The sequence below is a fragment of the Pseudomonas sp. LTR0 genome, assembly GCF_036630035.1.
Classification (GTDB): Bacteria; Pseudomonadota; Gammaproteobacteria; order Pseudomonadales; family Pseudomonadaceae; genus Aquipseudomonas; species Aquipseudomonas putida_Y.
The window spans coordinates 931,949-957,212 of record NZ_CP123734.1 but is presented as its reverse complement, the minus strand read 5'-3'; the positions used below and the strand labels follow the sequence as shown (position 1 = coordinate 957,212).

At 62.0% G+C, this 25,264-nt stretch carries 24 protein-coding genes; 15 read left to right on the top strand and 9 right to left on the bottom strand.

The features are described 5' to 3' along the window. Window positions 1-16 precede the first annotated feature (16 nt). On the bottom strand, window positions 17-958 hold the full coding sequence (locus QCL51_RS04445; RefSeq protein ID WP_103443534.1) for an AEC family transporter: 942 nt from the start codon (window positions 956-958) through the stop codon (window positions 17-19). Window positions 959-1,151: 193 nt separating this feature from the next. After that, window positions 1,152-2,039 carry a hypothetical protein gene (locus QCL51_RS04440; protein ID WP_021781836.1) on the bottom strand — a complete coding sequence of 296 codons (888 nt, stop codon included), beginning with the start codon at window positions 2,037-2,039 and terminating at the stop codon, window positions 1,152-1,154. Between the two features lie 160 nt (window positions 2,040-2,199). Here QCL51_RS04440 and olsB point away from each other — a divergent pair, with 160 nt between their 5' ends. After that, entirely contained in the window at window positions 2,200-2,955 is a 756-nt protein-coding gene (gene olsB, locus QCL51_RS04435) for an L-ornithine N(alpha)-acyltransferase (protein WP_103443533.1), read from the top strand. After that, entirely contained in the window at window positions 2,955-3,743 is a 789-nt protein-coding gene (locus QCL51_RS04430) for a lysophospholipid acyltransferase family protein (protein ID WP_021781834.1), read from the top strand. The genes olsB and QCL51_RS04430 overlap by 1 nt, the downstream gene beginning before the upstream one ends. 112 nt (window positions 3,744-3,855) lie before the next feature. Here the strand turns inward: QCL51_RS04430 and QCL51_RS04425 are convergent, their stop codons facing one another. Next, window positions 3,856-4,440, bottom strand: coding sequence for an ACP phosphodiesterase (locus QCL51_RS04425; RefSeq protein ID WP_021781833.1), 585 nt, complete (start codon window positions 4,438-4,440; stop codon window positions 3,856-3,858). A 150-nt stretch (window positions 4,441-4,590) separates the two neighbouring features. Between QCL51_RS04425 and QCL51_RS04420 the strand changes: the two genes are divergently transcribed. Both QCL51_RS04420 and QCL51_RS04415 read left to right on the top strand, forming a co-directional pair. Beyond that, window positions 4,591-4,893 (top strand): helix-turn-helix transcriptional regulator, encoded by a 303-nt coding sequence (locus QCL51_RS04420; protein WP_003255178.1) that lies wholly within the window; start codon window positions 4,591-4,593, stop codon window positions 4,891-4,893. A 17-nt stretch (window positions 4,894-4,910) separates the two neighbouring features. Further along, window positions 4,911-5,960, top strand: coding sequence for an alkene reductase (locus QCL51_RS04415; protein ID WP_103463221.1), 1,050 nt, complete (start codon window positions 4,911-4,913; stop codon window positions 5,958-5,960). 109 nt (window positions 5,961-6,069) lie between these two features. Here QCL51_RS04415 and QCL51_RS04410 read toward each other — a convergent pair whose 3' ends face one another. The 3 genes from QCL51_RS04410 to QCL51_RS04400 all read right to left on the bottom strand — a co-directional run bounded on the left by QCL51_RS04410 (window position 6,070) and on the right by QCL51_RS04400 (window position 8,945). Further along, complete coding sequence (locus tag QCL51_RS04410; protein ID WP_021781831.1) at window positions 6,070-6,939, bottom strand: hypothetical protein; 870 nt, start codon at window positions 6,937-6,939, stop codon at window positions 6,070-6,072. A gap of 73 nt (window positions 6,940-7,012) precedes the next feature. Next, the gene (locus QCL51_RS04405) at window positions 7,013-8,005 is read right to left on the bottom strand and encodes an NAD(P)-dependent oxidoreductase (RefSeq protein ID WP_021781830.1); all 993 of its coding nucleotides are present in this window, start codon (window positions 8,003-8,005) and stop codon (window positions 7,013-7,015) included. A gap of 49 nt (window positions 8,006-8,054) precedes the next feature. Further along, a complete protein-coding gene (locus QCL51_RS04400) occupies window positions 8,055-8,945 on the bottom strand; it encodes a LysR family transcriptional regulator ArgP (protein ID WP_021781829.1) in 891 nt (296 codons plus the stop codon). Window positions 8,946-9,046: 101 nt separating this feature from the next. Between QCL51_RS04400 and QCL51_RS04395 the strand changes: the two genes are divergently transcribed. The 11 genes from QCL51_RS04395 (at window position 9,047) to QCL51_RS04345 (ending at window position 23,478) form a co-directional block, all read left to right on the top strand. Then, window positions 9,047-9,646 (top strand): LysE/ArgO family amino acid transporter, encoded by a 600-nt coding sequence (locus QCL51_RS04395; RefSeq protein ID WP_003255185.1) that lies wholly within the window; start codon window positions 9,047-9,049, stop codon window positions 9,644-9,646. Between the two features lie 271 nt (window positions 9,647-9,917). Then, the gene (locus QCL51_RS04390; protein WP_003255187.1) at window positions 9,918-10,514 is read left to right on the top strand and encodes a Fe-Mn family superoxide dismutase; all 597 of its coding nucleotides are present in this window, start codon (window positions 9,918-9,920) and stop codon (window positions 10,512-10,514) included. Window positions 10,515-10,764: 250 nt separating this feature from the next. After that, window positions 10,765-12,816 (top strand): GGDEF domain-containing phosphodiesterase, encoded by a 2,052-nt coding sequence (locus QCL51_RS04385; RefSeq protein WP_021781828.1) that lies wholly within the window; start codon window positions 10,765-10,767, stop codon window positions 12,814-12,816. Window positions 12,817-12,974: 158 nt separating this feature from the next. After that, window positions 12,975-14,309: an imelysin family protein gene (locus tag QCL51_RS04380; protein WP_021781827.1), complete on the top strand. Its 1,335-nt coding sequence runs from the start codon at window positions 12,975-12,977 to the stop codon at window positions 14,307-14,309. 141 nt (window positions 14,310-14,450) lie between these two features. After that, window positions 14,451-14,933 (top strand): hypothetical protein, encoded by a 483-nt coding sequence (locus QCL51_RS04375; RefSeq protein ID WP_021781826.1) that lies wholly within the window; start codon window positions 14,451-14,453, stop codon window positions 14,931-14,933. 13 nt (window positions 14,934-14,946) lie between these two features. Then, on the top strand, window positions 14,947-15,333 hold the full coding sequence (locus QCL51_RS04370) for a hypothetical protein (protein WP_021781825.1): 387 nt from the start codon (window positions 14,947-14,949) through the stop codon (window positions 15,331-15,333). Window positions 15,334-15,442: 109 nt separating this feature from the next. Further along, the gene (locus QCL51_RS04365) at window positions 15,443-16,870 is read left to right on the top strand and encodes a di-heme oxidoredictase family protein (RefSeq protein WP_053870403.1); all 1,428 of its coding nucleotides are present in this window, start codon (window positions 15,443-15,445) and stop codon (window positions 16,868-16,870) included. Between the two features lie 19 nt (window positions 16,871-16,889). Further along, a complete protein-coding gene (locus tag QCL51_RS04360) occupies window positions 16,890-17,954 on the top strand; it encodes an imelysin family protein (RefSeq protein ID WP_021781823.1) in 1,065 nt (354 codons plus the stop codon). Between the two features lie 2 nt (window positions 17,955-17,956). Continuing rightward, entirely contained in the window at window positions 17,957-19,054 is a 1,098-nt protein-coding gene (locus QCL51_RS04355) for a DUF1513 domain-containing protein (protein ID WP_021781822.1), read from the top strand. A 218-nt stretch (window positions 19,055-19,272) separates the two neighbouring features. Then, window positions 19,273-20,421 (top strand): efflux RND transporter periplasmic adaptor subunit, encoded by a 1,149-nt coding sequence (locus tag QCL51_RS04350; RefSeq protein ID WP_279934987.1) that lies wholly within the window; start codon window positions 19,273-19,275, stop codon window positions 20,419-20,421. A gap of 12 nt (window positions 20,422-20,433) precedes the next feature. Further along, window positions 20,434-23,478, top strand: coding sequence for a multidrug efflux RND transporter permease subunit (locus QCL51_RS04345; protein ID WP_021781820.1), 3,045 nt, complete (start codon window positions 20,434-20,436; stop codon window positions 23,476-23,478). A 108-nt stretch (window positions 23,479-23,586) separates the two neighbouring features. Here QCL51_RS04345 and QCL51_RS04340 read toward each other — a convergent pair whose 3' ends face one another. From QCL51_RS04340 to QCL51_RS04330, 3 genes are read right to left on the bottom strand one after another with little or no spacing between them, the layout of a single operon-like run. After that, complete coding sequence (locus QCL51_RS04340) at window positions 23,587-23,817, bottom strand: hypothetical protein (protein ID WP_021781819.1); 231 nt, start codon at window positions 23,815-23,817, stop codon at window positions 23,587-23,589. Further along, window positions 23,817-24,515 (bottom strand): lipopolysaccharide kinase InaA family protein, encoded by a 699-nt coding sequence (locus QCL51_RS04335; protein ID WP_021781818.1) that lies wholly within the window; start codon window positions 24,513-24,515, stop codon window positions 23,817-23,819. The genes QCL51_RS04340 and QCL51_RS04335 overlap by 1 nt, the downstream gene beginning before the upstream one ends. A 6-nt stretch (window positions 24,516-24,521) precedes the next feature. Continuing rightward, window positions 24,522-25,202, bottom strand: coding sequence for a class I SAM-dependent methyltransferase (locus QCL51_RS04330; RefSeq protein ID WP_021781817.1), 681 nt, complete (start codon window positions 25,200-25,202; stop codon window positions 24,522-24,524). Between the last annotated feature and the right edge of the window lie 62 nt (window positions 25,203-25,264).

The following is a 25,264-nucleotide window of genomic DNA, read 5'->3' as shown; positions in this document are numbered from 1 at the left end:
ATTTGCAGTCAAGGATCTAGATCCATCCGCCCCACTGCAAGATGAAAATACCAATGTTGGTGGTGATCGCCGCCATTAGCGTGGTAATCACGATGATCGACGCGGCCAGTTCATGATTGCCGTTGGCCGCCCGCGCCATCACGTAGCTGGCTGCAGCGGTCGGGCTGCCCATGTACAGGAACAGGATGCCCAGGTCCGCCCCGCGAAACCCGCAAAACCAGGCCCCAAGGGTGCCGAGCAGCGGCAGCCAGAGCATTTTCACGAGGCTGGCATCGATGGCCAGCCGGCCACAGTTACGCAGCGCTGCCAGTGACAGCGTGCCACCGATACAGATCAGCGCCAGCGGCAGGGTCATCTGTGCCAGGTAGTCGCCCGAGGTCAGCAACCAGTTAGGCAGCGGCACCTGACCGTAAGCCATCGGTGCGGCCACCAGCACGCTGATGATCAGCGGGTTGCTGAAAATGCTCTTGCAGATACTCCACGGATCGGACTTGAGGTCCGGACTGTACACCGCCAGTACTACCGCTGACAGCGAGTTGTACATGAGGATGACCAGGCCTGCGAGCACCGCCCCCAGGGAAATGCCATAGTCACCGTACAGGCTGGCGGCCAGGGCCAGGCCGATCACACCGTTGTTGCCGCGGAAGGCGCCCTGGGTATAGATGCCCCGGTCGGCCATCGGGCTGCGCCAGATGGCCATGCCCCAGGCAATGCCGAAACCGGCCAGGGTGGCGAAGATGAAATACAGGAGGACACCGGGCTTGACCGCTGCGGCCAGGTCGGCGTGGTAGATGCCGAGGAACAGCAGCGCCGGCATGCAGACGTTGAACACCAGCTGCGAGGCGACACGGTTGAAGTTGTCGTCGATCAAGTGTACGCGTTTGAGCAGGACGCCCATGAACAGCATGGCGAATACCGGCGCCGTGATGTTCAGGGTCTGGATAAGAAGGGCGAGCATGCGCAAGCGATCCTGGAGGGGTTGCCGTCAGGCGGCCAATGATACGTCAACGGCCGGGATTTGCGGGGATCAAGCGCGATAAAAGGAAATGCCTTTCAGGTTTTCCGATGCCTTCACCGGCCTCTTTGCACGTAAACCCGCTTCCACAGGTACCACGCCGCAACTCATCGGCTCATACATACCTGTCAGCCATTCATGACAAGCCCGCAGCAACCCAAGCCTTGTTCAGCCGCTTCTCCCGCGCCGACGCCGCCAGCGCCATCACCCCCTGGTCACGCTGCCAGATTTGCGCCCAATGTACCGGCCCTGTCGCCAACGCCGCATCTATCTCCCCCCGCAACGCCTGGAACTGCGCAAACAACCCGCCCAGCAACAAGTGACAACCCATGCTATCGGCACACTGGCGGCTACCCTCGGCACAGCCGGCCAACAGGCCGAGCAACTGCAGGCGCAGCCCCTGCGGCCAGGCGCACTCTTGCCCCACGCCATATAACCAAGCGGTCAGCGCCGTGAGCACATACAAATCCTCCAGCGAACGGAACGGCTTCACATAGGCATCCCAACCGTCACCGGCCAGCAACTCGCACGATGCCTGCTCCAGCAGCAATCGGCCATGGCCGACTTCCGGCATCAGCGGCAGAGTTGGCAATGGCTCCAGTGTCACCCCCGGCTCCCCGGGGTAAACCACCGCCAGGCTCAGTTGCGGCGCAGCGCCAGCCGCTTCGCTACGCGCAGCCACCAGCAACCACTCCGCCTCCAGGCCAGCAGTAACGAAGTCTTTGCAACCCGACAGCCGCAGAGCATCCAGCCGTGTGTGCATGTCTGCCGGCCGCACGCTGCGCCGCTCGGTGGCACACAAGGCGCCAAGGCTGTGCGGCGCACTGGGCCACAGCACGCGAAGGGCAGCCTGGTAACCCACCAGGAAGGCCAGGCCCGGGGTGGCCATTGCACGCCCGCCCAGTACCGCCAGTTCGAACGGGGCAACCGGGCCGAGGCGCTCAAGCAGCGCGGCGTAGGTTTCGCCCAGGGTGCCTGTCGGCGCGAGGCGAAGCGGATCGTTGAGTCGTTGCAACCAGGCCATGGCACAGCTCCTTGCTGGAGGGCTTTCAGTTAAGGCTCAGGGTGTGTCACGCAAGCATCACCAAAGATTCACAGGGGTGACACTGGGTCTACCTAGGCTGACTTTGCACAACAAAGCCGACCGGCCGCAACCCTTCTTGGCTGGCTTATGGAGACTCGTAATGACTCGGATCGCTACCGCTGGCGACTACAGCACTGAACGCCGTCTGCAAGCCGAACGCCTGGTTGGCGCCGCGGCGCTGCAAGAAGCCCAAGCCTTGCGCTACAGAGTATTCAGCGCAGAATTCAAGGCCAAGCTCAAAGGTGCCGAGCAAGGCCTGGACATGGACGACTACGACGTGCACTGCCGCCACATTGGTGTACGCGACCTGAGCACCGGCGAACTGGTTGCCACCACCCGCCTGCTCGATCATCAGGCCGCCAGCAGCCTGGGCCGCTTCTACAGCGAAGAAGAGTTCAGCCTGCACGGCCTGTTGCAGCTGCAAGGCCCGATCCTCGAGCTGGGCCGGACCTGCGTGGCCCCCGACTACCGCAACGGCGGCACCATCGCCGTGCTCTGGGGTGAACTGGCCGAGGTGCTCAACGAGGGCCGCTACAGCTATCTGATGGGCTGCGCCAGCATCCCCATGCAGGACGGCGGCGTACAGGCCCATGCAGTGATGCAGCGCCTGCGTGAGCGCTACCTGTGCACCGAACACCTGCGAGCCGAGCCGAAGAAGCCGCTGCCGAAACTGGCCCTGCCCAACAACGTCATTGCCGAAATGCCACCGCTGCTCAAGGCTTACATGCGCCTGGGCGCGAAGATTTGCGGCGAGCCATGCTGGGACGAGGATTTCCAGGTGGCTGACGTGTTCATCCTGCTAAAACGCGACGAGCTGTGCCCACGCTACGCCCGCCACTTCAAGGCGGCGGTCTGATGCCGAAGTTGCGGGTACTGGCCCGCCTCATCCGACTGCTGCTGGTGCTGACGCAGGGCATGCTGATGGCCAGCATCATCGCCTTGGGAGAACGCTTGGGCTTCAAGGCGCCGATCGAACGGCGCCAGCGCTGGACCTGCCTGTTCATGAAGCGCCTGGTCGCCGCCCTACCCTTCGACGTGAAGGTAGTTGGCGAACTTCCACAGCGGCCGATGCTGTGGGTCAGCAACCATGTTTCCTGGACCGACATACCCCTGCTTGGCATGCTCACGCCGCTGTCTTTCCTGTCCAAGGCCGAAGTTCGCCATTGGCCGGTGGCCGGCTGGTTGGCGGAAAAGGCCGGCACGCTGTTCATTCGCCGTGGTGGTGGCGACAGCCAGCGCCTGCGCGAACAGATCGCCGGGCAACTGGGTCTGGCCCGCCCGCTGCTGATATTCCCCGAAGGCACCACTACCAGCGGCCGCACGTTGCGCACCTTTCATGGCCGCCTGCTGGCAGGTGCCATCGACCGTGGCGTGGCAGTGCAGCCAGTCGCTATCCAGTACCTGCGTGATGACCAGATCGACCCGGCAGCGCCGTTCATTGGGGAAGACGACCTGGTGTCGCACCTGATACGCCTGTTTGCCCTGCCGCGGGGCGAGGTATGCATCCACCTGCTGCAGCCTATCGGTAGCGTGGGCAAGGAACGTGCGGTGCTGGCATTGCAGGCGCAACAGGCGATTCACCTGGCGCTGTTTGGGGTTGAAGACGTGGAGATGGCGCCACGTCGACAGGCGCGGGCTGCCTGAATGCGTGTACTGCCTGTTCTGGCTCTTTCGCGGGTGAACCCGCTCCTACACCGAGCGCATTGCCCGTAGGACCGGGTTTACCCGCGAAGGGGCCAGTATCACCCACACACCTCTAACTGTCAGACCTCCGCCCTACCGCCGCAAACGCCTGCAGCTGCGGGTAGAACTCGCGAAAATCCGCCAGCAGCGGCTCATACAGTCGCTCCAGTTCCACCATCACCCCGGCCATCCCCTCAGGCCGTGACAAGCGCCGGGCAATGCCGTTGAACACCTGCTCCAAGGTGGCAAAATCGCCATACGCCCCTAGCCAGTCATCCGCTGCCATGAAAGGCGCAATCCGCGCCAACCGCCCAGGCAGCTCGGGCTCTGCCAGCAGTACCCGATAAAACGCGCCAGTGAACTGCTCCAGCGGCTGTTCGGCGTAGTGGCTCCAATGCCGTGCCAGGCAATGGTCGAAAAACACGTCCAGAACGATGCCGGCAAAGCGCCGCCGCTCGCGCGGAAAACGTGCCAGAGCCGCTAGCACCAACGGGTGCTGGTCGGTGTAACTGTCGATATGCCGGTGCAGCCGGATGGCCGCCTCCAGCGCAGGCGGAAAGCGCCCTTCCAACGAGCCTTTGACAAAGTCGCCATAAAGGCTGCCAAGCAGTTGTTGCGGCGCCGGGCCGCCCAGGTGCAAGTGTGCGAGGTAGTTCATGAGCGCAGTCTAGCATCGCCACCCAGCATATCGTTATAACGCGATATATCGATTCGTGCTCAGCTCAGAACGCCTTCGTATTTGTATATCGGAATTCAGCGAATTATATTTCGTCCTATCGCGATATACCGCTACAGCGAGCCTCAAACCATGCCACTCGATCTCGACGAAATCATAAAAGCACTGGCCCACCCGGTCAGGCGAGAAATTCTCAGCTGGCTGAAAGACCCGGCAACCCAGTTCCCAGACCAGTACCACAGCACCGAAAACGGTGTGTGTGCCGGGCAAATCGACCAGCGCTGCGGCCTGTCGCAGTCGACGGTCTCTGCCCACCTGGCCACGTTGCAGCGCGCCGGGCTTATCAGCAGCCAGAAGATTGGCCAATGGCACTTTTTCAAACGCGACGAAGCCACCATCCAGGCGTTCCTCGAACAACTGCGCCAAGCACTTTGACAAGGCAGGTAACCGCTATGACCACGCTTTTCGATCCAATCAAACTGGGCGACCTGCAACTGCCCAACCGTATCATCATGGCCCCGCTCACCCGCTGCCGCGCCGATGAAGGCCGCGTGCCCAATGCGCTGATGGCCGAATACTACGTACAGCGTGCCAGCGCCGGGCTGATCCTCAGCGAGGCCACTTCGGTCAGCCCCATGGGCGTCGGCTACCCAGATACCCCCGGCATCTGGAACGATGAACAGGTCCGTGGCTGGAACAATGTGACAAAGGCCGTACATGCCGCAGGCGGACGCATCTTCCTGCAGCTGTGGCACGTGGGCCGAATCTCCCACCCCAGCTATCTGAATGGCGAACTGCCTGTAGCCCCCAGCGCGATCCAACCCAAGGGCCATGTGAGCCTGGTGCGCCCACTGAGTGACTACCCCACCCCACGAGCACTGGAAACCGAAGAAATCAGCGACATCGTCGAGGCCTACCGCAGCGGTGCCGAAAATGCCAAGGCTGCCGGTTTTGATGGTGTGGAGATCCATGGCGCCAACGGTTACCTGCTCGACCAGTTCCTGCAAAGCAGCACCAACCAGCGCACCGACCGTTACGGCGGCTCGCTGGAGAACCGCGCGCGCCTGCTGCTGGAGGTGACCGATGCGGCCATTGAAGTGTGGGGCGCGCAGCGCGTAGGTGTGCACCTGGCACCGCGTGCCGACGCCCATGACATGGGCGACGCCGACCGCGCCGAGACCTTCACCTATGTGGCCCGAGAGCTGGGCAAGCGCGGCATCGCCTTTATCTGCTCGCGGGAGCGGGAAGCCGATGACAGCATCGGGCCGCTGATCAAAGAGGCATTCGGTGGCCCGTACATTGTCAACGAGCGTTTCGACAAGGCCAGTGCCAATTCCGCCCTGGCCAGTGGCAAAGCAGATGCCGTGGCGTTTGGTGTGCCGTTCATCGCCAACCCCGACCTGCCGGCACGGCTGGCAGCCGATGCGCCGTTGAACGAGGCACATCCCGAAACTTTCTATGGCAAGGGGCCGGTGGGTTACATCGATTATCCGCGGTTGTGATCGAGAGCCGTTCGCGGGCACGCCCGCTCCCACCGGTACAGCGAAAAGCTTGAAAGCTGTTCTTGATCCTGTGAGAGCGGGCGTGCCTGCGAATAAGGCTCAGCTGATGTCACGGACGAGCGTTGATCTGTTGCTGCAGGTTCTGAATCTGGCTTTGCAGCGTGTTCAGGTTACGCGTCATCTGCGCCCGGAAGGCATCGAACTCCTTCACCGAAGCACCACTGGAGGACGCCGCAGCCGGGCGGTTGTCGATCTGGCTCTTGAGCACGACCATGTCCTGCTCCAGGCTCTGGATAGCCGCACTCGGGTTGCCCTGCTTCTTCAGTGCTGCCACCTCGCCACCCAAACTCTTGAGCTGGCCGTCCAGCTTGCCGCCATCAACCTGTGCAGCCTTCAGCGCGGCAACCTGCTCGTTCAGGCTCTTTAACTGGGCATCCAGCTTGCCACCATCGACCTGACCCGAACGCAACGCCGCCAGCTCGCCATTCACCAGCTTCAACTGCGCCTGCAACTGGCTTTGCAGCTCGGTCACGGCCTTCTGCTGTTCTCGCGTATCGGCCAGCACCTGCTCCAGACGCTTGCCCAGGTCGCCGGTCTGACCGGCAACACCCTTCTGCAACTGGCGCAGCTGTAGCTTCAATGCCTCAGTGCTGGTAGTGGCGCCTGACTCGGTGGCCGCCACCTTGCCACTGATCGCCTGAAGGCGGCCAGCCGCCTCCTCACTGATGCGGGCAAAGCTTTCCTGGGTGGCCACCAGTTGCTGCTCCATCAGCGAGATCTGCTGGAAACTCCACCAGCCCAGGCCCGCCAACGCGATGAAGGAGGCTCCGATCAACGCCCACAACGGCGCCGTGCTGGCCCCGCGGGCGGCTTTCTGGCGGCTGCGCATCACATGCGCCGGCATCAGTTCGTCATCATCAACCGTTCCCGCCCGCAAAGTTGGCACGTCATCAAAGTCATCGTGAACATGGTTACGCATGGATACATTCAACCGCCGAAGTCACATAGAGGCACGAGTATAAACCGCCAGCGCGGCGCATTGATGACCATTGTCAGCCGGGCGGCAAATGCTTCCACCAGCTGCAGAACTCATCCACCGCCGTCCACAGGCTGACCTTGGGCTGGTAGTCCAGATACTGCCGGGCACGGCTGATATCCAGGGTGAAATCACGGCTCATCACCTGCATCCCCAGGCGCGACAAGGTCGGTTGCGGGCGCCCTGGCCATAACATGCAGGCCGCCTCGTTCAGGGCGGCCAGGCTATAGGCAAGGCCATAGGAACGGTAGCGGGTCACCTGGGGAAGCTGCATCTGGCGCATCACGTAGTTGACCACGTCCCACAGCGGCAGTGGCTGACCGTTGCTTATGTTGTAAGCCTGGCCCAGCGCCCGATCATCAGCGAACAATGCACTTAGCAGCGCCTCGTTGAGGTTGTGCACACTGGTGAAATCGACCTTGTTCAGGCCGTTGCCGATGATCGCCACACGCCCTTTGCGCTGCATTTGCATCAGCCGCGGAAAGATACTGGCATCGCCAGCGCCGGTGACGAAGCGCGGGCGCAGCGCCAGCACTTCCAGACCGAACTCCTGGGCACCGAACACTTTCTGCTCGGCCAGGTACTTGGTTTGCCCATAGTGATCGTGAAAGCGACGCGGCACCTGGTCTTCACGGATGTCCAGACGCGAACGGCCATTGAAATAGATCGACGGCGAAGACAGGTGCACCAGGCGCCGTACATGCTCTTTCAGGCAGCCCTCGACCACGTTTTCGGTAACCACCACGTTGCCCTGGTAGAACTCCTGATAGCGTCCCCAGTTACCCACCGCGCCAGCGCAGTGCACCACGGCTTCGACACCCTGACACAAACGCCGGGCCAACTCGGCGTCCCCCAGATCGCCCGGGATGAACTGTGCGCCACGCTTGACCAGGTGCTCGACCCCTTCGGCACGGCGGCCGCTGACACGCACGTCCAGGCCTTGCTCCAGAGCGAAACGCGCAAAGCGCCCGCCAATGAAGCCACTCGCGCCGGTGACCAGAATTCGCATGTAACACTCCGTCTTGCCAGATTTCAGATGCAACTGACGCTAGCCATGACTACAAGGGCACCAGCCAGTGCTGTGCGGTGTGCCGCAAGTGGTCAGTCAGTTGCGCAAGCAATTGCCCGCCATTGCGCCAATGATGCCAGTACAGCGGCACATCGATGGGGGTATCGCGACAGATTTCCACCAATTGCCCACTGGCCAATTGCTCCCGGGCCTGCAGTTCGGGCACCAGGCCCCACCCCAATCCTGCCTCTGTCATACGCAGGAAGCCTTCGGATGAAGGGCACAGGTGGTGCAGAAAACCACCCTCCATGCCCAGCGATGCCAGGTAGCGGTGCTGCAGGAAATCGTCCGGGCCGTACACGATCGCCGGGGTACGGGCCAGGCGGCTGGCGACAAAACCTTGGGGGAAGTGCCGCGCCATGAACACGGGACTGGCCAGCGCCCGGTAGCGCATGGCCCCCAGTGGCAAACTGCGTGCTCCGGCTACCGGTCGCTCACTCCCACACAGGCAGGCTGCCACCTCGCCGGCACGCATGCGTTTAAGCCCCACTTCCTGGTCCTCTACCACCAGCTCGGTCAGCACGTTCTGTTGTGCGCAGAAGTTGCCCACCGCGCCAGCCCACCAGGTGGCCAGGCTATCGGCGTTGAGGGCGATGCGCAGGCGCTCCGGCATGCCCTCTTCGTCCAGCGCCGGTACCTGGCGCTGCAGGTCGCGCTCGAGCAGGCGCACCTGCTGCACATGGTTGAGTAGCTGGCGGCCGACTTCGGTCGTGCCGGGCGGCGTGGCACGTACCAGGACCGGCTGGCCGACCCGCGCCTCAAGCAACTTGATGCGCTGGGAAATGGCCGACTGCGACAAGCCCAATACCTGAGCTGCACGCTCGAAACCGCCTTGTTCGATCACTGCCGCAAGGGCAGCCAGCAGTTTGTAGTCGAACATCGATTTTCCTAATGGGTGATCAGCTTTATTTGTTTTTCTTATACAGCGCCGAACATCACAATGGCCAGCATCTTCCGTGACCCTTTTTGGAGAGCCCTGCCATGTGGCAAAGCTATCTCAATGGCATGCTGGTGGCCTTCGGCCTGATCATGGCCATCGGCGCCCAGAACGCCTTCGTCCTCGCCCAGAGCCTGCGCCGTGAGCATCATCTGCCGGTGGCAGCGCTGTGCATCGTCTGTGATGCCATCCTCGTAGCCGCCGGGGTGTTCGGCCTGGCCACCGTGCTGGCGCACAACCCGACCTTGCTGGCAATTGCCCGCTGGGGCGGCGCGGTGTTCCTGATCTGGTACGGCGCCAAGGCGCTGCGCAGCGCCTGCTCCAAGCAGAGCCTGCAGCACCAGCAGGGCCAGGGCGTCCGTTCCCGTCGCGCCGTGCTGCTCAGCGCCCTGGCGGTGACCCTGCTGAACCCGCACGTGTACCTCGACACCGTGTTGCTGATCGGCTCGCTGGGCGCCCAACAGTCCGCCCCTGGCGCCTACGTGGCCGGTGCGGCCAGCGCTTCGCTGCTGTGGTTCTCGACCCTGGCCATTGGCGCGGCCTGGCTGGCACCGTGGCTGGCGCGGCCGGCGACCTGGCGGATGCTCGACCTGATGGTGGCAGTGATGATGTTTGCAGTGGCTGCGCAACTGATCTTCAACTGACCTCGGGGTTTGGCGCGCCATATTCATCGACTGCAAGATCGAGCGGCATTCGGTCTCACATTTGACACCGGCGCAAGGGCGAGCCGCCGGTCGGCTCAGCCCAACCCCTCCGGAACCTCTATTCCCTATGTTTGTTGCGTGGTTATGCGCCGGGCCCGGTGCTATGATCCAGCGCTTGCGTCGCAAAGAGTACAGACTCGCCGACGCTTATCGGGCCGCCCGTGATCGGCCTTGCGCAAACCGCAAACAGACCTGAATCAGGAGATCCACCATGGCTTTTGAATTGCCGCCGCTGCCGTACGCCCACGATGCCCTGCAGCCGCACATCTCCAAGGAAACCCTGGAGTATCACCACGACAAGCACCACAACACCTATGTCGTGAACCTGAACAACCTGGTCCCAGGCACCGAATTCGAAGGCAAGACCCTGGAAGAGATCGTCAAGAGCTCTTCGGGCGGCATCTTCAACAACGCCGCTCAAGTCTGGAACCACACCTTCTACTGGAACTGCCTGTCGCCAAACGGCGGCGGCCAGCCGACCGGTGCACTGGCTGACGCCATCAACGCCGCTTTCGGTTCCTTCGACAAATTCAAGGAAGAGTTCACCAAGACTTCGGTTGGCACCTTCGGTTCCGGCTGGGGCTGGCTGGTGAAGAAAGCTGACGGTTCCCTGGCCCTGGCCAGCACCATCGGCGCCGGCTGCCCACTGACCAGCGGCGACACCCCGCTGCTGACCTGCGACGTCTGGGAACACGCCTACTACATCGACTACCGCAACCTGCGTCCGAAGTACGTCGAGGCGTTCTGGAACCTGGTCAACTGGGCCTTCGTTGCCGAGCAGTTCGAAGGCAAGACCTTCAAGGCCTGAGCCATTCAGCCTTGATCAAGAAACCCGGCCATGTGCCGGGTTTTTTTGTGCCTGTATTGCCCGCAAGGAGGCTGCCACGGTTTTGCTTGCTCAGCCCGCATACCACGCTAACATCAAACCTCTGGAAGATTGATACAGCGCATTCAAGTTGCGGGGTCAGGCAACCGATACACTGCTAATGGTCGGCCGGTAGTGTATCGTCATCGTTGATGGCAAAATGATGCCATGCGCATGGATTAAGGAAACCCCATTGAAGCTGGAATTGCGGAACAGCTTGTCGGTCAAGTTGCTCAGGGTCGTGCTGCTGTCGGCGCTGGCGGTCGGCGTCGTGCTCAGCTGTGCGCAAATCATCTACGACACCTACAAGACCCGCCAAGCCGTGAACAATGATGCCCAGCGCATCCTCGACATGTTCCGCGACCCTTCGACCCAGGCGGTGTACAGCCTCGACCGTGAAATGGGCATGCAGGTCATCGAAGGCCTGTTCCAGGACGAGTCAGTGCGCATGGCCTCCATTGGCCATCCCAACGAAACCATGCTGGCAGAAAAGTCCCGCCCGCTGCAGGACATGTCCATGCGCTGGCTCACCGACCTCATCCTCGGCCAGGAACGCACCTACACTACGCAACTGGTCGGTCGTGGCCCTTACAGCGAATACTACGGCGACCTCAGCATTACCCTCGACACCTCGTCCTACGGTAAAGATTTCCTGATCAACGCGGTGATCATCTTCATTTCCGGCGTACTGCGGGCCATGGCAATGGGCCTGGTGCTGTACCTGGTCTACCACTGGCTGCTGACCAAACCGCTGTCGAAGATCATCGAGCATCTCACCCAGATCAACCCTGACCGCCCCAGCCAGCACCAGATACCGCTGCTCAAGGGCCACGAGAAAAACGAACTGGGCCTGTGGGTGAACACCGCCAACCAGTTGCTGGCCTCGATCGAACGCAACACCCATCTGCGCCACGAAGCGGAAAACAGCCTGCAACGCATGGCCCAGTATGATTTCCTCACCGGCCTGCCCAACCGCCAGCAACTGCAGCAGCAACTGGACAAGATCCTCATCGACGGCGGCCGCCTGCAGCACCGCGTGGCAGTGCTGTGCTTAGGCCTGGACGACTTCAAGGGCATCAACGAACAATTCAGCTACCAGGTCGGTGACCAGTTGCTGCTGGCCCTGGCCGACCGGCTACGCGCCCACAGTGGCCGCCTGGGCGCCCTGGCGCGGCTGGGCGGTGACCAGTTCGCCCTGGTACAGGCCAATATCGAGCAGCCCTACGAGGCTGCCGAACTGGCGCAGAGCATCCTCGACGACCTGGAAGTGGCGTTCGACCTCGACCACGAGCAAATCCGCCTGCGCGCGACCATCGGCATCACCCTGTTCCCCGAAGACGGCGACAGCACCGAAAAACTGCTGCAAAAAGCCGAACAGACCATGACCCTGGCCAAAGTCCGTTCGCGCAACCGCTACCAGTTCTATATCGCCAGCGTCGACAGCGAGATGCGTCGCCGTCGCGAACTGGAAAAGGACCTGCGTGAAGCCCTGCCGCGCAACCAGTTGTACCTGGTGTACCAGCCACAGATCAGTTACCGCGACCACCGCGTGGTTGGCGTAGAGGCCCTGCTGCGCTGGCAGCACCCGGAACTGGGCATGGTGCCACCCGACCAGTTCATCCCCTTGGCCGAGCAGAATGGCAGCATCATCAGCATCGGCGAATGGGTACTTGATCAGGCCTGCCGACAACTGCGCGAATGGCACGACCAGGGCTTCAGCGACCTGCGCATGGCGGTCAACCTGTCAACCGTGCAACTGCACCACAGCGAGCTGCCACGGGTGGTCAACAACCTGCTGCAAGCCTATCGCCTACCACCGCGCAGCCTGGAACTGGAAGTCACTGAAACCGGCCTGATGGAAGACATCAGTACCGCCGCCCAGCACCTGTTGAGCCTGCGCCGCTCCGGGGCGCTGATTGCCATCGACGACTTCGGCACTGGCTACTCGTCCCTCAGCTATCTGAAGTCGCTGCCGCTGGACAAGATCAAGATCGACAAGAGCTTCGTTCAGGACCTGCTCGACGACGATGACGACGCCACAATCGTTCGCGCCATCATCCAGCTGGGCAAGAGCCTGGGGATGCAGGTGATCGCCGAGGGCGTGGAAACCGCCGAACAGGAAACCTACATCGTTGCCCAGGGTTGCCACGAGGGCCAGGGCTACCACTACAGCAAGCCGCTTTCGGCCCGTGAACTGACTCACTTCCTCAAACAAGCGCAACGCAGCCGGGTTTCGGTTTCCTGAGGCCACCTGCCCGGTTACAGGCCGTGACCCGGATTTACACGAATTGCGCGCCCGCCCCTTTACAGCAAATGCAAATCTTTCGCATGATGTTGTAGTTTCGCGTGCCACGGCGCACGGTCCACCCCTTGGTCCAACCACACGATGCAGGAAAACCAATAATGATTCGAATGCCTCTGGCCTCCGCCAGTCTGCTGGCCATTGCCATCGCCCTCGCCGGTTGCGGTGAAGGCAAGGACGAAAAAGCCGCCGCGGCGCAAGCCCAGGCACCTGCTGCTGCCACCGCCGCTGCTGCGCCAGGCGCTGTCGACGAAGCAGCCGGCAAAGCCGTGGTCAAGCATTACACCGACATGGTCTACGCCGTGTACAGCGACTCGCTGAGCACTGCCAAGACGCTGCAGACCGCAGTCGACGCGTTCCTGGCCAAGCCCAACGACGAAACCCTGAAGGCCGCCAAGCAAGCCTGGTTTGCCGCACGCGTACCGTACCTGCAGAGCGAAGCCTTCCGCTTTGGCAACACCATCATCGACGACTGGGAAGGCCAGGTGAACGCCTGGCCCCTGGACGAAGGCCTGATCGACTATGTCGACAAGAGCTACGAGCACGCCTTGGGCAACCCGGCGGCCAGCGCCAACATCATTGCCAACACCGAGATCCAGGTGGGTGAAGAGAAGGTCGACGTCAAGGACATCACCCCCGAAAAACTGGCTGGCCTGAACGAGCTGGCTGGCTCCGAAGCCAACGTTGCCACGGGCTATCACGCCATCGAGTTCCTGCTCTGGGGCCAGGACCTGAACGGTACCGGCCCAGGCGCTGGCAACCGTCCGGCATCCGACTACCTGGAAGGCCAGGGCGCTACTGGCGGCCACAATGACCGCCGCCGTGCCTACCTGAAAGCGGTTACCGACCTGCTGGTCACCGACCTCGAAGAGATGGTCGGCAACTGGGCACCGAACGTCGCCGACAACTACCGCGCCAAGCTGGAAGCCGAGCCTGTCAACGACGGCCTGCGCAAGATGCTGTTCGGCATGGGCAGCCTGTCGCTGGGCGAACTGGCGGGTGAGCGCATGAAAGTTTCGCTGGAAGCCAACTCGCCGGAAGACGAGCAGGACTGCTTCAGCGACAACACCCACTACTCGCACTTCTACGACGCCAAGGGCATCCGCAACGTCTACCTGGGCGAGTACACCCGCCCGGACGGCACCAAGCTGACCGGCCCTAGCCTTTCGTCGCTGGTCGCCAAGGTTGACCCAGCCGCCGATGCAACCCTCAAGGCCGACCTGGAAGCCACCGAGGCCAAGCTTCAGGTAATCGTCGACCATGCCCTCAAAGGCGAGCACTACGACCAGCTGATCGCCGCCGACAATGCTGCAGGTAACCAGGTCGTGCGTGACGCAATCGCCGCACTGGTCAAGCAGACCGGGGCGATTGAGCAGGCCGCGGGCAAGCTGGGTATTGCCAACCTGAACCCGGACACTGCGGATCACGAGTTCTGATCCTGCTGTAGCGCTTCAACGCAAACGCCCGGCCTTGTGCCGGGCGTTTTCATTTGCTGCCGGGTAAAACGCTTCCTGCTGCCTGGCGTACGCGCAGATGCTCATCCTGTAGGCCTTCGATCAAAGCTAACAGGAGGCACAGTGCTGCAGATTCTTGATGTCTGGGGCGAAGGCCGAATCGTCCAACGCATGAATGGGGGGGACCTCATTACCGGATTCAACGATGCGTACAACCTGAACAAGGCCGGCCAGCTCATCTCCAACGGGCCGTTCGCAGGCGGGCACATTCCCAACCTCATCGTCGTATACGAATACGATGCTCCGGACTTTCCCCTCGACGACCATGCAGTCCCTCACGTGACGCTGATGGGCGCTCCGATTACCCACCACGTGGCCGAGGAAATGTGCCGGGTAGTTGCCCGCCCCGGCAAGATCTACCTGTACGACCCCAACGAAACCGACCGCCGGATGTTCGAAGCGGTCGCCAGTGACCAAGGGCTGCAACTGCTCGGTCGCTTTCATCCCGCCGAGCTCGACCCCCCGTTCAACGAAATCACCTTGCTCGCGGCCTATGTCTATCGCGCCCCGACTAGCCCCTTACCCCGCCCGAAAACTGAACATTAAGAGGAAACACCACATGGCCAACGTCACCTACTTGCGCTCCATCGCCAATAACACCCCTTATACCTTGACCCTGATCGACGGTGAAAACCGCAGCAACAGCCTGGCAGTCGGCGCCCAGCACGTCTGGAATGGCTCGCTGGCCATCCCATGGATCGGCAGATCGACTGAGAACCACAAGGCCTTGCGCCTGATCCTCGGCCCGTCTGCCGACACCAGCATCTGGATATTCCAGGACTACTGGCAACCTGCGCACGAGGACGCAGTCAAGTGCATTACTGCCTCTTCCATGGAATACACCAGCGAACAAGTCATCGAAGTCACCGGCGATAATCGCGGTGGCGGCAACAAAAACCTGATCGTCAACCTGGTCAACCGAAACTTCATGCTCTATATGGCCTGACCAACTGCGCTCGCGGCAATTTCATCAAGCAAACGCAAATTGCTCTTATTCAATGATCCTGGGCCTGCTAAGCTGCACGCCGGTTTTTCGCTCACGCCCAGGATTTTCGATGTCCTTGTCGCTGTCCCGACTCCCTCCCCTGCTGCTGGCCTGTGCCCTGGCCGCCTGTGACGACGCCCCGCGTTTCACCCACGCCGAGCCCGGCGAAGCGTTATCGGGTGGCAAGGCGACCGTGCAGCGCAGCGATCGCAATGCCTATTCCCTGCCCTCGGCCAACCTCTCGCCAGAGCAGCGCCTGGACTTCGCCGTTGGCAACAGCTTCTTTCGCAACCCCTGGGTGATTGCCCCGTCCACCACCACCGCGCGTGATGGTCTGGGCCCGCTGTTCAATACCAACGCCTGTCAGAACTGCCACGTGCGCGATGGCCGTGGCCACCCACCAGAGCCGGGTGACAGCAACGCGGTGGGTATGCTGGTGCGCTTGTCGATCCCCGACCAACCCTACCTGGCCAAAGTGATCGAGCGCCTCGGCGTGGTGCCAGAGCCAGTCTATGGCACCCAGTTGCAGGACATGGCCGTCCCCGGCGTGGCGCCGGAAGGCAAGGTGCGGGTCAGCTACTCCAGCGAAACCTTGTCATTCAAGGACGGCCACCAGGTCGAGTTGCGCAAGCCAGCCCTGCAAATTACCCAGCTCGGCTATGGTGTGATGCACCCCGACACGCGCTTTTCGGCGCGGGTGGCACCACCGATGATCGGCCTGGGCCTGCTTGAAGCTATCCCCGAAGCCGACCTGCTGGCCAACGAAGACCCGGACGACCGCAACCGCGATGGCATCCGCGGGCGGGCCAACCGTGTATGGGACGATGCCCAGGGTAAAACGGTGATCGGCCGCTTCGGCTGGAAAGCCGGGCAGCCCAACGTCAACCAGCAGAACGTGCACGCCTTTGCCGGCGACATGGGTCTGACCAGCACCCTGCAGCCCAAGGACGATTGCACCCCGGCCCAAACCGCCTGCCTGTCCGCACCTAACGGCGACGGGGCCGATGGCGAGAAAGAAGTCAGCGACAACATCCTGCGCCTGGTCACGTTCTACACCCGCAACCTGGCTGTGCCGGCCCGCCGCGACGTCGGCTCGCCACAGGTACTGGCGGGCAAGAATCTGTTCTACCAGGCGGGTTGCCAAGGTTGCCACACACCGCAGTTCACCACCGCCGCCGACGCCGCCGAACCAGAGTTGGCCAACCAGGTCATCCGCCCCTACAGCGACCTGCTGCTGCATGACATGGGCCCGGGGCTGGCCGACGAGCGCACCGAATTTGCCGCCAACGGCCAGGACTGGCGCACCGCGCCGCTGTGGGGCATCGGCCTGAGCGAAACGGTCAGTGGCCACAGCCAGTTCCTGCATGACGGCCGCGCCCGCAACCTGCTTGAAGCCGTGCTGTGGCACGGTGGCGAAGCCGAGGCGGCACGCAACTTCGTACTCACTTTCAATGCCGAGCAGCGCGCCGCGTTGCTGGCGTTCCTGAACTCACTTTAAACGCGCAAAGGAGCCGGGCATGTTCCGACCCAAACTGTTGTTCACAAGCCTCGCCGCACTCGCCCTCGGTGCCTGCTCGCCACAAGACCCGCAAGCAGTGACCTCCGCCGCTATCGCCAACCAGGTGATCCTGCCTACCTACAGCCGCTGGGTCGAAGCCGACCGTACGTTGGCTGCCAGCGCCCTGGCCTACTGCGAAGGCAAGGAAAGCCTGGACAAAGCCCGCGCCGACTTCCTCAACGCACAAAAAGCCTGGGCCGAGCTTCAGCCGCTGCTGGTCGGCCCGTTGGCCGAAGGCAACCGCGCCTGGCAGGTACAGTTCTGGCCCGACAAGAAAAACCTGGTCGGCCGTCAGGTCGAGCAACTGGTCAACGGCGACAAGCCAGTTGATGCTGAGGCTTTGGGCAAGTCCAGCGTAGTGGTACGTGGCCTGTCGGCCTATGAGTACATCCTGTTCGACAGCAAGCCGGACATCGCCACTGCCGAGCAGAAGGCCCGCTACTGCCCGCTGCTGGTGGCCATCGGCGCGCACCAGAAGGCCTTGGCAGAGGAAATCCTCAAAGGCTGGAACAGCACCGACGGCATGCTCTCGCAGATGACCAAGTTCCCCAACCAGCGCTACGCCGACTCCCACGAGGCGATCGCCGATCTGCTGCGCGCCCAGGTTACCGCTCTGGACACCCTGAAGAAGAAGCTCGGCGCACCGATGGGCCGTCAGAGCAAGGGCATCCCGCAGCCGTTGCAGGCCGAGGCCTGGCGCAGCCACAATTCGATGAACAGCCTGCAGGCCAGCCTCAAGGCCGCCGAAGCCGTCTGGGTCGGGGTAGACAACCAGGGCCTGCGCGGCCTGTTGCCCAGCGGTCAGAAAGCGCTGGCGGACAAGATCGACGCCGCCTACGCTACCTCGCTCAAGTTGCTGGCCGATAACCAGAAAACGCTGGGTGAGCTGCTGGCCGACGACGCCGGTCAGCAAACCCTCAACCAGATCTACGACAGCCTCAACGTCGTCCATCGCCTGCACGAAAGCGATCTGGCCAAGGCACTGAACATCCAGCTGGGCTTCAATGCCAACGACGGTGACTGATCATGCTGCGACGCCAGGCACTCAAACTCGGTAGCGTATTGCTCAGTGCCCTCACCTTGGGCGGCTGGAGCCTGTTCCGCAACAAAGGCAGCGAACCCTTGCTGCTCTCGGCGCGTGACAACGGCAACGGCCAGCACTTTGCCGTAGGTTTTCGCCTGGACGGCACACAGGTGTTCAGCACCCAGGTCGCTCAGCGTTGCCATGCCATCATCCACCACCCCGAGCAGCCAATCGCCCTGTTCGTCGCCCGCCGCCCTGGTACCGAAAGCTACCTGATCGACCTGCGTGACGGGCGCCTGCTGCAAACGGTAGCCTCGCAGCCTAACCGGCACTTCTATGGCCATGCCGTGGTACACAAAGACGGCGAATGGCTGTATGCCACCGAAAACGACACCACCGACCCGGGGCGGGGCGTGCTTGGCGTGTACCGTTTCGAAGGCGAGCGCCTGGTGCACACTGGCGAGATACCGACCCACGGTATCGGCCCGCACGAGGTTGCCTGGCTGCCCGACGGCGAAACGCTGGTCGTGGCCAATGGCGGTATCCGTACCGAAGCCGAAAGCCGTGTCGAGATGAACCTCGATGCCATGCAACCTAGCCTGGTGCTGATGCAGCGTGACGGCACCCTGCTGAGCAAGGAAACCCTGGCCCAGCAGATGAACAGCGTGCGACACCTGGCAGTGGCCAGCGATGGCACCATCGCCGCCTGCCAGCAGTTCATGGGCGATGCCGATGAAACTGCCGAGCTGCTGGCGATCAAGCGCCCGGGCGAGCCATTCAAGGCCTTTCCGGTGCCGGAGCGGCAACTGCAAGCCATGGCCCAATACACCGCAAGCGTTGCCATCCACAGCGAGCTGCGGCTGGTAGCGCTGACGGCGCCGCGGGCCAATCGCCTGTTCGTCTGGGACCTGGACAGCGGCGCGGTGCGGCTGGATGCCCCGATGCCCGACTGCGCAGGCGTTGGCGCAGTGAAGGACGGCTTTGTCGTCACCTCCGGGCAGGGCCGTTGCCGGTTCTACGATTGCCGCAAGGCCGAACTGGTCGGGCAACCGATGAACCTGCCGTCCGGTTTCTGGGACAACCACCTGCATCTCGTCTGATTTTTCTGTTGCATTCACTGCCTCTTTCGCGGCTAAAGCCGATTCCACAGGGTTCTACACGGTCCCTGTGGGAGCGGTTTTAGCCGCGAAAAGGCCGGCACAGGCATTTCACACCCCTCCTCCCGAAAAACAGTCAATACTTCCCCCATCCACACGTGGGCAGGATCGCCCGTTGTCGTGTAGAAACGAATAACAACTGCATCCAAGGAACCGGACCTATGCTGCGCCGCCGCATGCTCATCATGTTGGCCGTTGTTCTGCTGATTCTGCTGGCCCTGGGGGGTTACAAAGCCTTCTCGATCTACCAGCAGATCCAGATGTTCACTGCCCCCAGACCGCCCATCACCGTGGCGGCTGCCATGGCCGAACAGCGCCAGTGGCAAGAGCGCCTCCCCGCGGTCGGCAGCCTCAAAGCGCTGCAGGGCGTGGATCTGAGCCTGGAGGTGGAAGGCATCGTCAAATCCCTGCACTTCGACTCAGGCCAGCAGGTCAAGGCCGGGCAACTGCTATTGCAGCTCAACGACGATCAGGAAACAGCCCTGCTCGGCACCGCCCAGGCCGACCTGGGCCTGGCCAAGGTCGATTTCGGCCGTGGCAGCCAGCTGGTCGGCGATTCGGCCATCTCCCGCGGCGAATTTGACCGCCTTTCCTCCCAGTACCGGCGCAACCAGGCAGTGGTCGAGCAGCTCAGGGCGCAGAAGATCAAGAAGAGACTCAATGCACCTTTCAGCGGCACCATCGGCATCCGCCAGGTAGACATCGGCCAGTACCTGGCCGCCGGCACGGTGATCGCCACCCTGCAAGACACGTCCAGCCTGTACGTAGACTTCAACGTGCCGGAACAGGCCCTGCCACACCTGAGCCTGGGCCAGCAGGTGCTGGTGCAAGTGGCCGCCTATCCGGGCCAGCGCTTCCCCGCCAACCTCAGCGCCATCAACCCCAAGGTCGAGGAAACCACGCGCAACCTGCTGGTACGCGCCACCATGGCCAACCCCGACGGCAAACTGCTGCCAGGCATGTTCGCCAGCCTGTTGATCCTGCTGCCCAACCCGCAGCCGCAAGTGGTGGTGCCGGAAAGCGCCATTACCTACACCCTGTATGGCAACTCGGTGTATGTCGTCTCACCGAAAAAGGACAAGAACGGCAAGCAGGAAAACGACGACAAGGGCCAACCCCTGCTGATCGCCGAACAGCGCACAGTACAGACTGGCGAGCGCCGAGACGGTGTGGTTGTGGTCAGCAAAGGCCTGCAGGCCGGGGAACAGGTGGTCACCGCAGGGCAGCTGAAACTCACCCCCGGTGCCGCGATACGCATTGGCCAGGACAACGCTCTCAAGCCCGAACCGGGCGCAGCGGCCAAGGACTGACAGGAGGCTGGCATGGCGTTCACCGACCCGTTCATCCGCCGCCCGGTGCTGGCCAGCGTGGTCAGCCTGCTGATTCTGCTGCTCGGCTTCCAGGCCTGGAACAAGCTGCAGATCCGCCAGTACCCGCAAATGGAAAACGCCCTGATCACGGTCACCACTGCCTACCCCGGGGCCAACGCCGAAACCATCCAGGGCTACATCACCCAACCATTGCAGCAGAGCCTGGCCAGTGCCGAAGGCATCGACTACATGACCTCGGTGAGCCGGCAGAACTTCTCGATCATTTCCATTTACGCGCGCATTGGCGCCGACAGCGACCGACTGTTCACCGAGCTGCTGGCCAAGGCCAATGAGGTGCGCAACAAGTTACCCCAGGACTCCGAAGACCCGGTACTGAGCAAGGAAGCTGCCGACGCCTCGGCGCTGATGTACGTCAGCTTCTACAGCAAGGAAATGAGTAACCCGCAGATCACCGACTACCTGTCACGGGTTATCCAGCCCAAGCTGGCCACCTTGCCGGGCATGGCCGAGGCGGAGATCCTCGGCAACCAGGTGTTTGCCATGCGTTTGTGGCTGGACCCGGTGAAACTGGCCGGTTTCGGCCTTTCGGCTACCGACGTGACCAATGCCGTACGCCGCTACAACTTCCTTTCCGCCGCAGGCGAGGTCAAAGGCGAATACGTGGTCACCAGCGTCAACGCCAGTACCGAGCTGAAGTCGGCCGAGGCGTTCGCCGCCCTGCCGCTCAAGACCAGCGGTGACAGCCGCGTGCTGCTGGGCGACGTGGCGCGGGTCGAGATGGGCGCAGAAAACTACGACACGGTCAGCTCGTTCGACGGCACCCCGTCGGTCTATATCGGCATCAAGGCCACCCCGGCCGCCAACCCGCTGGATGTCATCAAGGAAGTGCGGCGCATCATGCCAGAGCTGGAAAGCCAGCTGCCCTCGGCACTGAAAGTGTCGATTGCCTACGACGCCACGCGGTTCATCCAGGCTTCGATCGACGAAGTGATCAAGACCTTGGGCGAAGCGGTGCTGATCGTCATCGTGGTGGTGTTCCTGTTCCTCGGTGCCCTGCGCTCGGTGCTGATTCCGGTGGTGACCATACCGTTGTCGATGATCGGTGTACTGTTTTTCATGCAGATGATGGGCTACTCGCTCAACCTGCTGACCCTGCTAGCCATGGTGCTGGCCATCGGCCTGGTGGTGGACGATGCCATTGTGGTGGTGGAAAACATCCACCGGCACATGGAAGAAGGCAAGTCGCCGTTCGACGCGGCCCTGCAAGGCGCGCGCGAAATCGCCATGCCAGTGGTGTCAATGACCATCACCCTTGCCGCGGTGTATGCACCGATCGGCTTCCTGACCGGGCTCACTGGCGCGCTGTTCAAGGAGTTTGCCCTGACGCTGGCCGGGGCGGTGATCATTTCCGGTATCGTTGCCCTTACCCTGTCGCCAATGATGTGCGCCTTGCTGCTGCGCCGGGAGCAGAACCCGAGCGGCCTGGCCCACCGCCTCGACCAGCTGTTCGAACGCCTGAAGGGGCGCTACCAGCGCTTGCTGCACGCCACCCTCGATAGTCGGCCGGTGGTGCTGGTGTTTGCCGTGATCGTCCTGTGCCTGATCCCGGTGCTGCTCAAATTCACTCAGAACGAACTGGCGCCCAACGAGGACCAAGGGGTGATCTTCATGATGAGCAGCTCGCCCCAGCCGACCAACCTCGACTATCTCAATGCCTACACCGACGAGTTCACACCGCTGTTCAAGACCTTCCCCGAATACTATTCGTCGTTTCAGATCAACGGTTTCAATGGCGTGCAGACCGGTATCGGTGGCTTTTTGCTCAAGCCTTGGAACGAACGTGAACGCACACAGATGGAGCTACTGCCGCTGGTGCAGGCCAAACTCGAGGAAATCAGCGGGTTGCAGATCTTCGGCTTCAACCTGCCGTCGTTGCCCGGCACTGGCGAGGGCTTGCCGTTCCAGTTTGTGATCAATACCGCTGGCGACTACCCGGCACTGTTGGAAGTGGCCCAACGCATCAAAAAGCGCGCTCAGGAATCGGGCAAGTTCGCCTTCCTCGATATCGATCTTGCCTTCGACAAGCCCGAAGTGGTGGTAGACATCGACCGGGCAAAGGCGGCACAGATGGGGGTGTCGATGGACACCATCGGCAGCACCCTGGCGACCCTGCTGGGCGAGGCGGAAATCAACCGTTTCACCCTTGAGGGCCGCAGTTACAAGGTGATCGCCCAGGTTGAACGGCCGTACCGCGACAACCCCGGCTGGCTGAACAATTACTACGTGAAGAACGACCAGGGCCAATTGCTGCCGCTGTCGACCCTGATCACCCTCACCGACCGTGCTCGCCCACGTCAGCTCAACCAGTTCCAGCAACTGAACGCTGCGATCATCCAGGGTGTACCCATGGTCAGCCTGGGCGAGGCGCTGAAGACCGTGCAGGACATAGCTCGCGAAGAGGCCCCGGAAGGCTTTGCCTTCGACTACGCCGGCGCGGCCCGGCAGTACGTTCAGGAAGGTAGCGCATTGTGGGTCACCTTCGGCCTGGCGCTGGCGATCATTTTCCTTGTACTGGCTGCCCAGTTCGAAAGCTTCCGCGACCCGTTGGTGATTCTGGTGACAGTGCCGTTGTCGGTCTGTGGCGCGCTTTTGCCGCTGTTCCTGGGTGTGTCGAGCATGAACATCTACACCCAGGTCGGGCTGGTGACTTTGATCGGACTGATCAGCAAGCACGGTATCCTGATCGTAGAGTTCGCCAATCAGCTACGTCAGGAGCGGGGCCTGAGCGTGCGCGAAGCGATCGAGGAAGCAGCGGCCATTCGCCTGCGACCGGTGCTGATGACCACGGCGGCCATGGTGTTCGGCATGGTGCCGCTGATTCTGGCAACCGGGGCGGGAGCGGTCAGCCGTTTTGACATCGGTATGGTGATTGCCACCGGGATGTCGATTGGCACGCTGTTTACCTTGTTTGTGTTGCCATGTATCTACACCCTGCTGGCGCACAAGGCGAGCGCCAAGGAACCTGCAATCGCTTGAGCCAAACTGTGGGCGCGGGCTTGCCCGCGAAGAGGCCGGCAACGCAGGCGCAAAAAGCCAGAGGCCCCGCAATCGCGAGGCCTCTGGTTTTTCCAGCTAACGCAGGGTTCAACCGAATGGACGCAACCCTTGACGCAAGCCAAACAGGAACAGCAAAAGGTCATGGTCCGGCTCGGTCCGGGCCTGCTGCGGTTTTGCATCCCGCGGCAACGCGCATTGGTCTGCCATTTCTGCCTTGCTGAACACCGTCGGTCTCGGCTCTTCCCAGGCAGCCACCGCCACGGTGGTCACCGCCAGGCCAGCTACCAGGAACAAAGCTCGAGCAATTTCTAGTTTCATTACTCTAACCCTTTGACAGCGCTGCCAAACGCCATCTTGTAAAAGTAGAGCAGTGTCCGCCATTCTGCGTCATTGAGCGACGAATGGCGGCGTAGCTGACGCAAGTCATTGCCGGCCGCACGCTGGCAACTGATACGCCGCCTGCACTTTTCCAGGTCCAGCAGCGCCACTTCGACGCGAGCCTGGTCGCCCTCGCCGATCACCTTGATGAATACGTGCTTGCCATACAGGCAGCCGTGTTGCCAGTGCCCCAGGTGCATCCGCGCCAGGTTTTCCGCCAGGTCCTTGAGCATGCGCTCATGCACCACCTGCGGGTAACGCTCGCGGGCACCTTCGGCATGCCAGGTGTCGAGTTCGACAAAACCGTCCAGCGCTTCGCTGACCAGCAGCGCGCGCCACTGGTGCTCGGCATCGCGCTCCGCACCACAGAAGACGATACGCGGTACACGCACGCCCAGCTGCTCGAAACTGTTCAGCGCATCGAGTTCACGCAATACCGTCGGCCGACCAAAAGGGTGCAACAGGCTGCGGTAGATATGCCCAACCTGGCGCTTGGCATACAACAGCTTGCCATTGGCATCGTTGAGGCGTTGCACGCCACTTTCACCGCCGCGGCGCTGGTTAGGCTCCTCGACCCACTCGCCTTGCTGACGCCAGTAAAAATCGAACCGCGATTCCCCTTTATGGGCTACAGCCATCAAACACTACCCCTTACGCAATACGTAGACTCGCCACATGGCATAGAACGGCAGGAAGTCGAGGCGTTCCTGGATTCTGAAGCCGGCAGCCCTGAATTCTTCTTCGACCGTTTCGGCAGGTAACACGAAACGGTTCTGGTAATTATCCTGTTCGGCTTTGGCGCTACGGCGCAGCTCCAGCTTTTTCCGGCGCCAGGCCTTGAAGTTGCCATCCACCCACAGGGACAGGATCACACTATCACGGCTAACCCGCTGAAATTCCGAAAGTATGGTCTTTCTGTGCGCCGCCTCGCCAATGTGGTGGAACAGGCGCATGCAGAAAATGCTGTCGACGGCGTTATCCGGCAGGTCGATGGCAAATGCCGAAGTCTGCAAAGGCCGTACCCGTGCGACCACCTCTGGCGGTTGCGCCGCACAGGCAGTCTCGATCATGGCCTCGGAGTTGTCGGCACCGATGATTACCCGATTGGGCTTTTCCGCCAACAGCGGCCAGAAACGGCCCGCACCGCATGGCAGGTCCAATACCAGGCCGGGCTCGCCAGCCAATGCCAAGGCGCGGCGCGCCAACTGCTCATCTCGCTTGTGGGAAAGGCGTCGCGCCAGGCCGGCCTGGTGCTTGAGAAAGTACTCGCGCGCATGGTCTTTGTCGTACTTCTCGGAAAATTCAAGCTTGATGGGGCTACGCATTGGGCATCTCCTGACTCCATTGCGCCCACATTAGGTATGCAAGCGTTGGAATCAGGTCATGC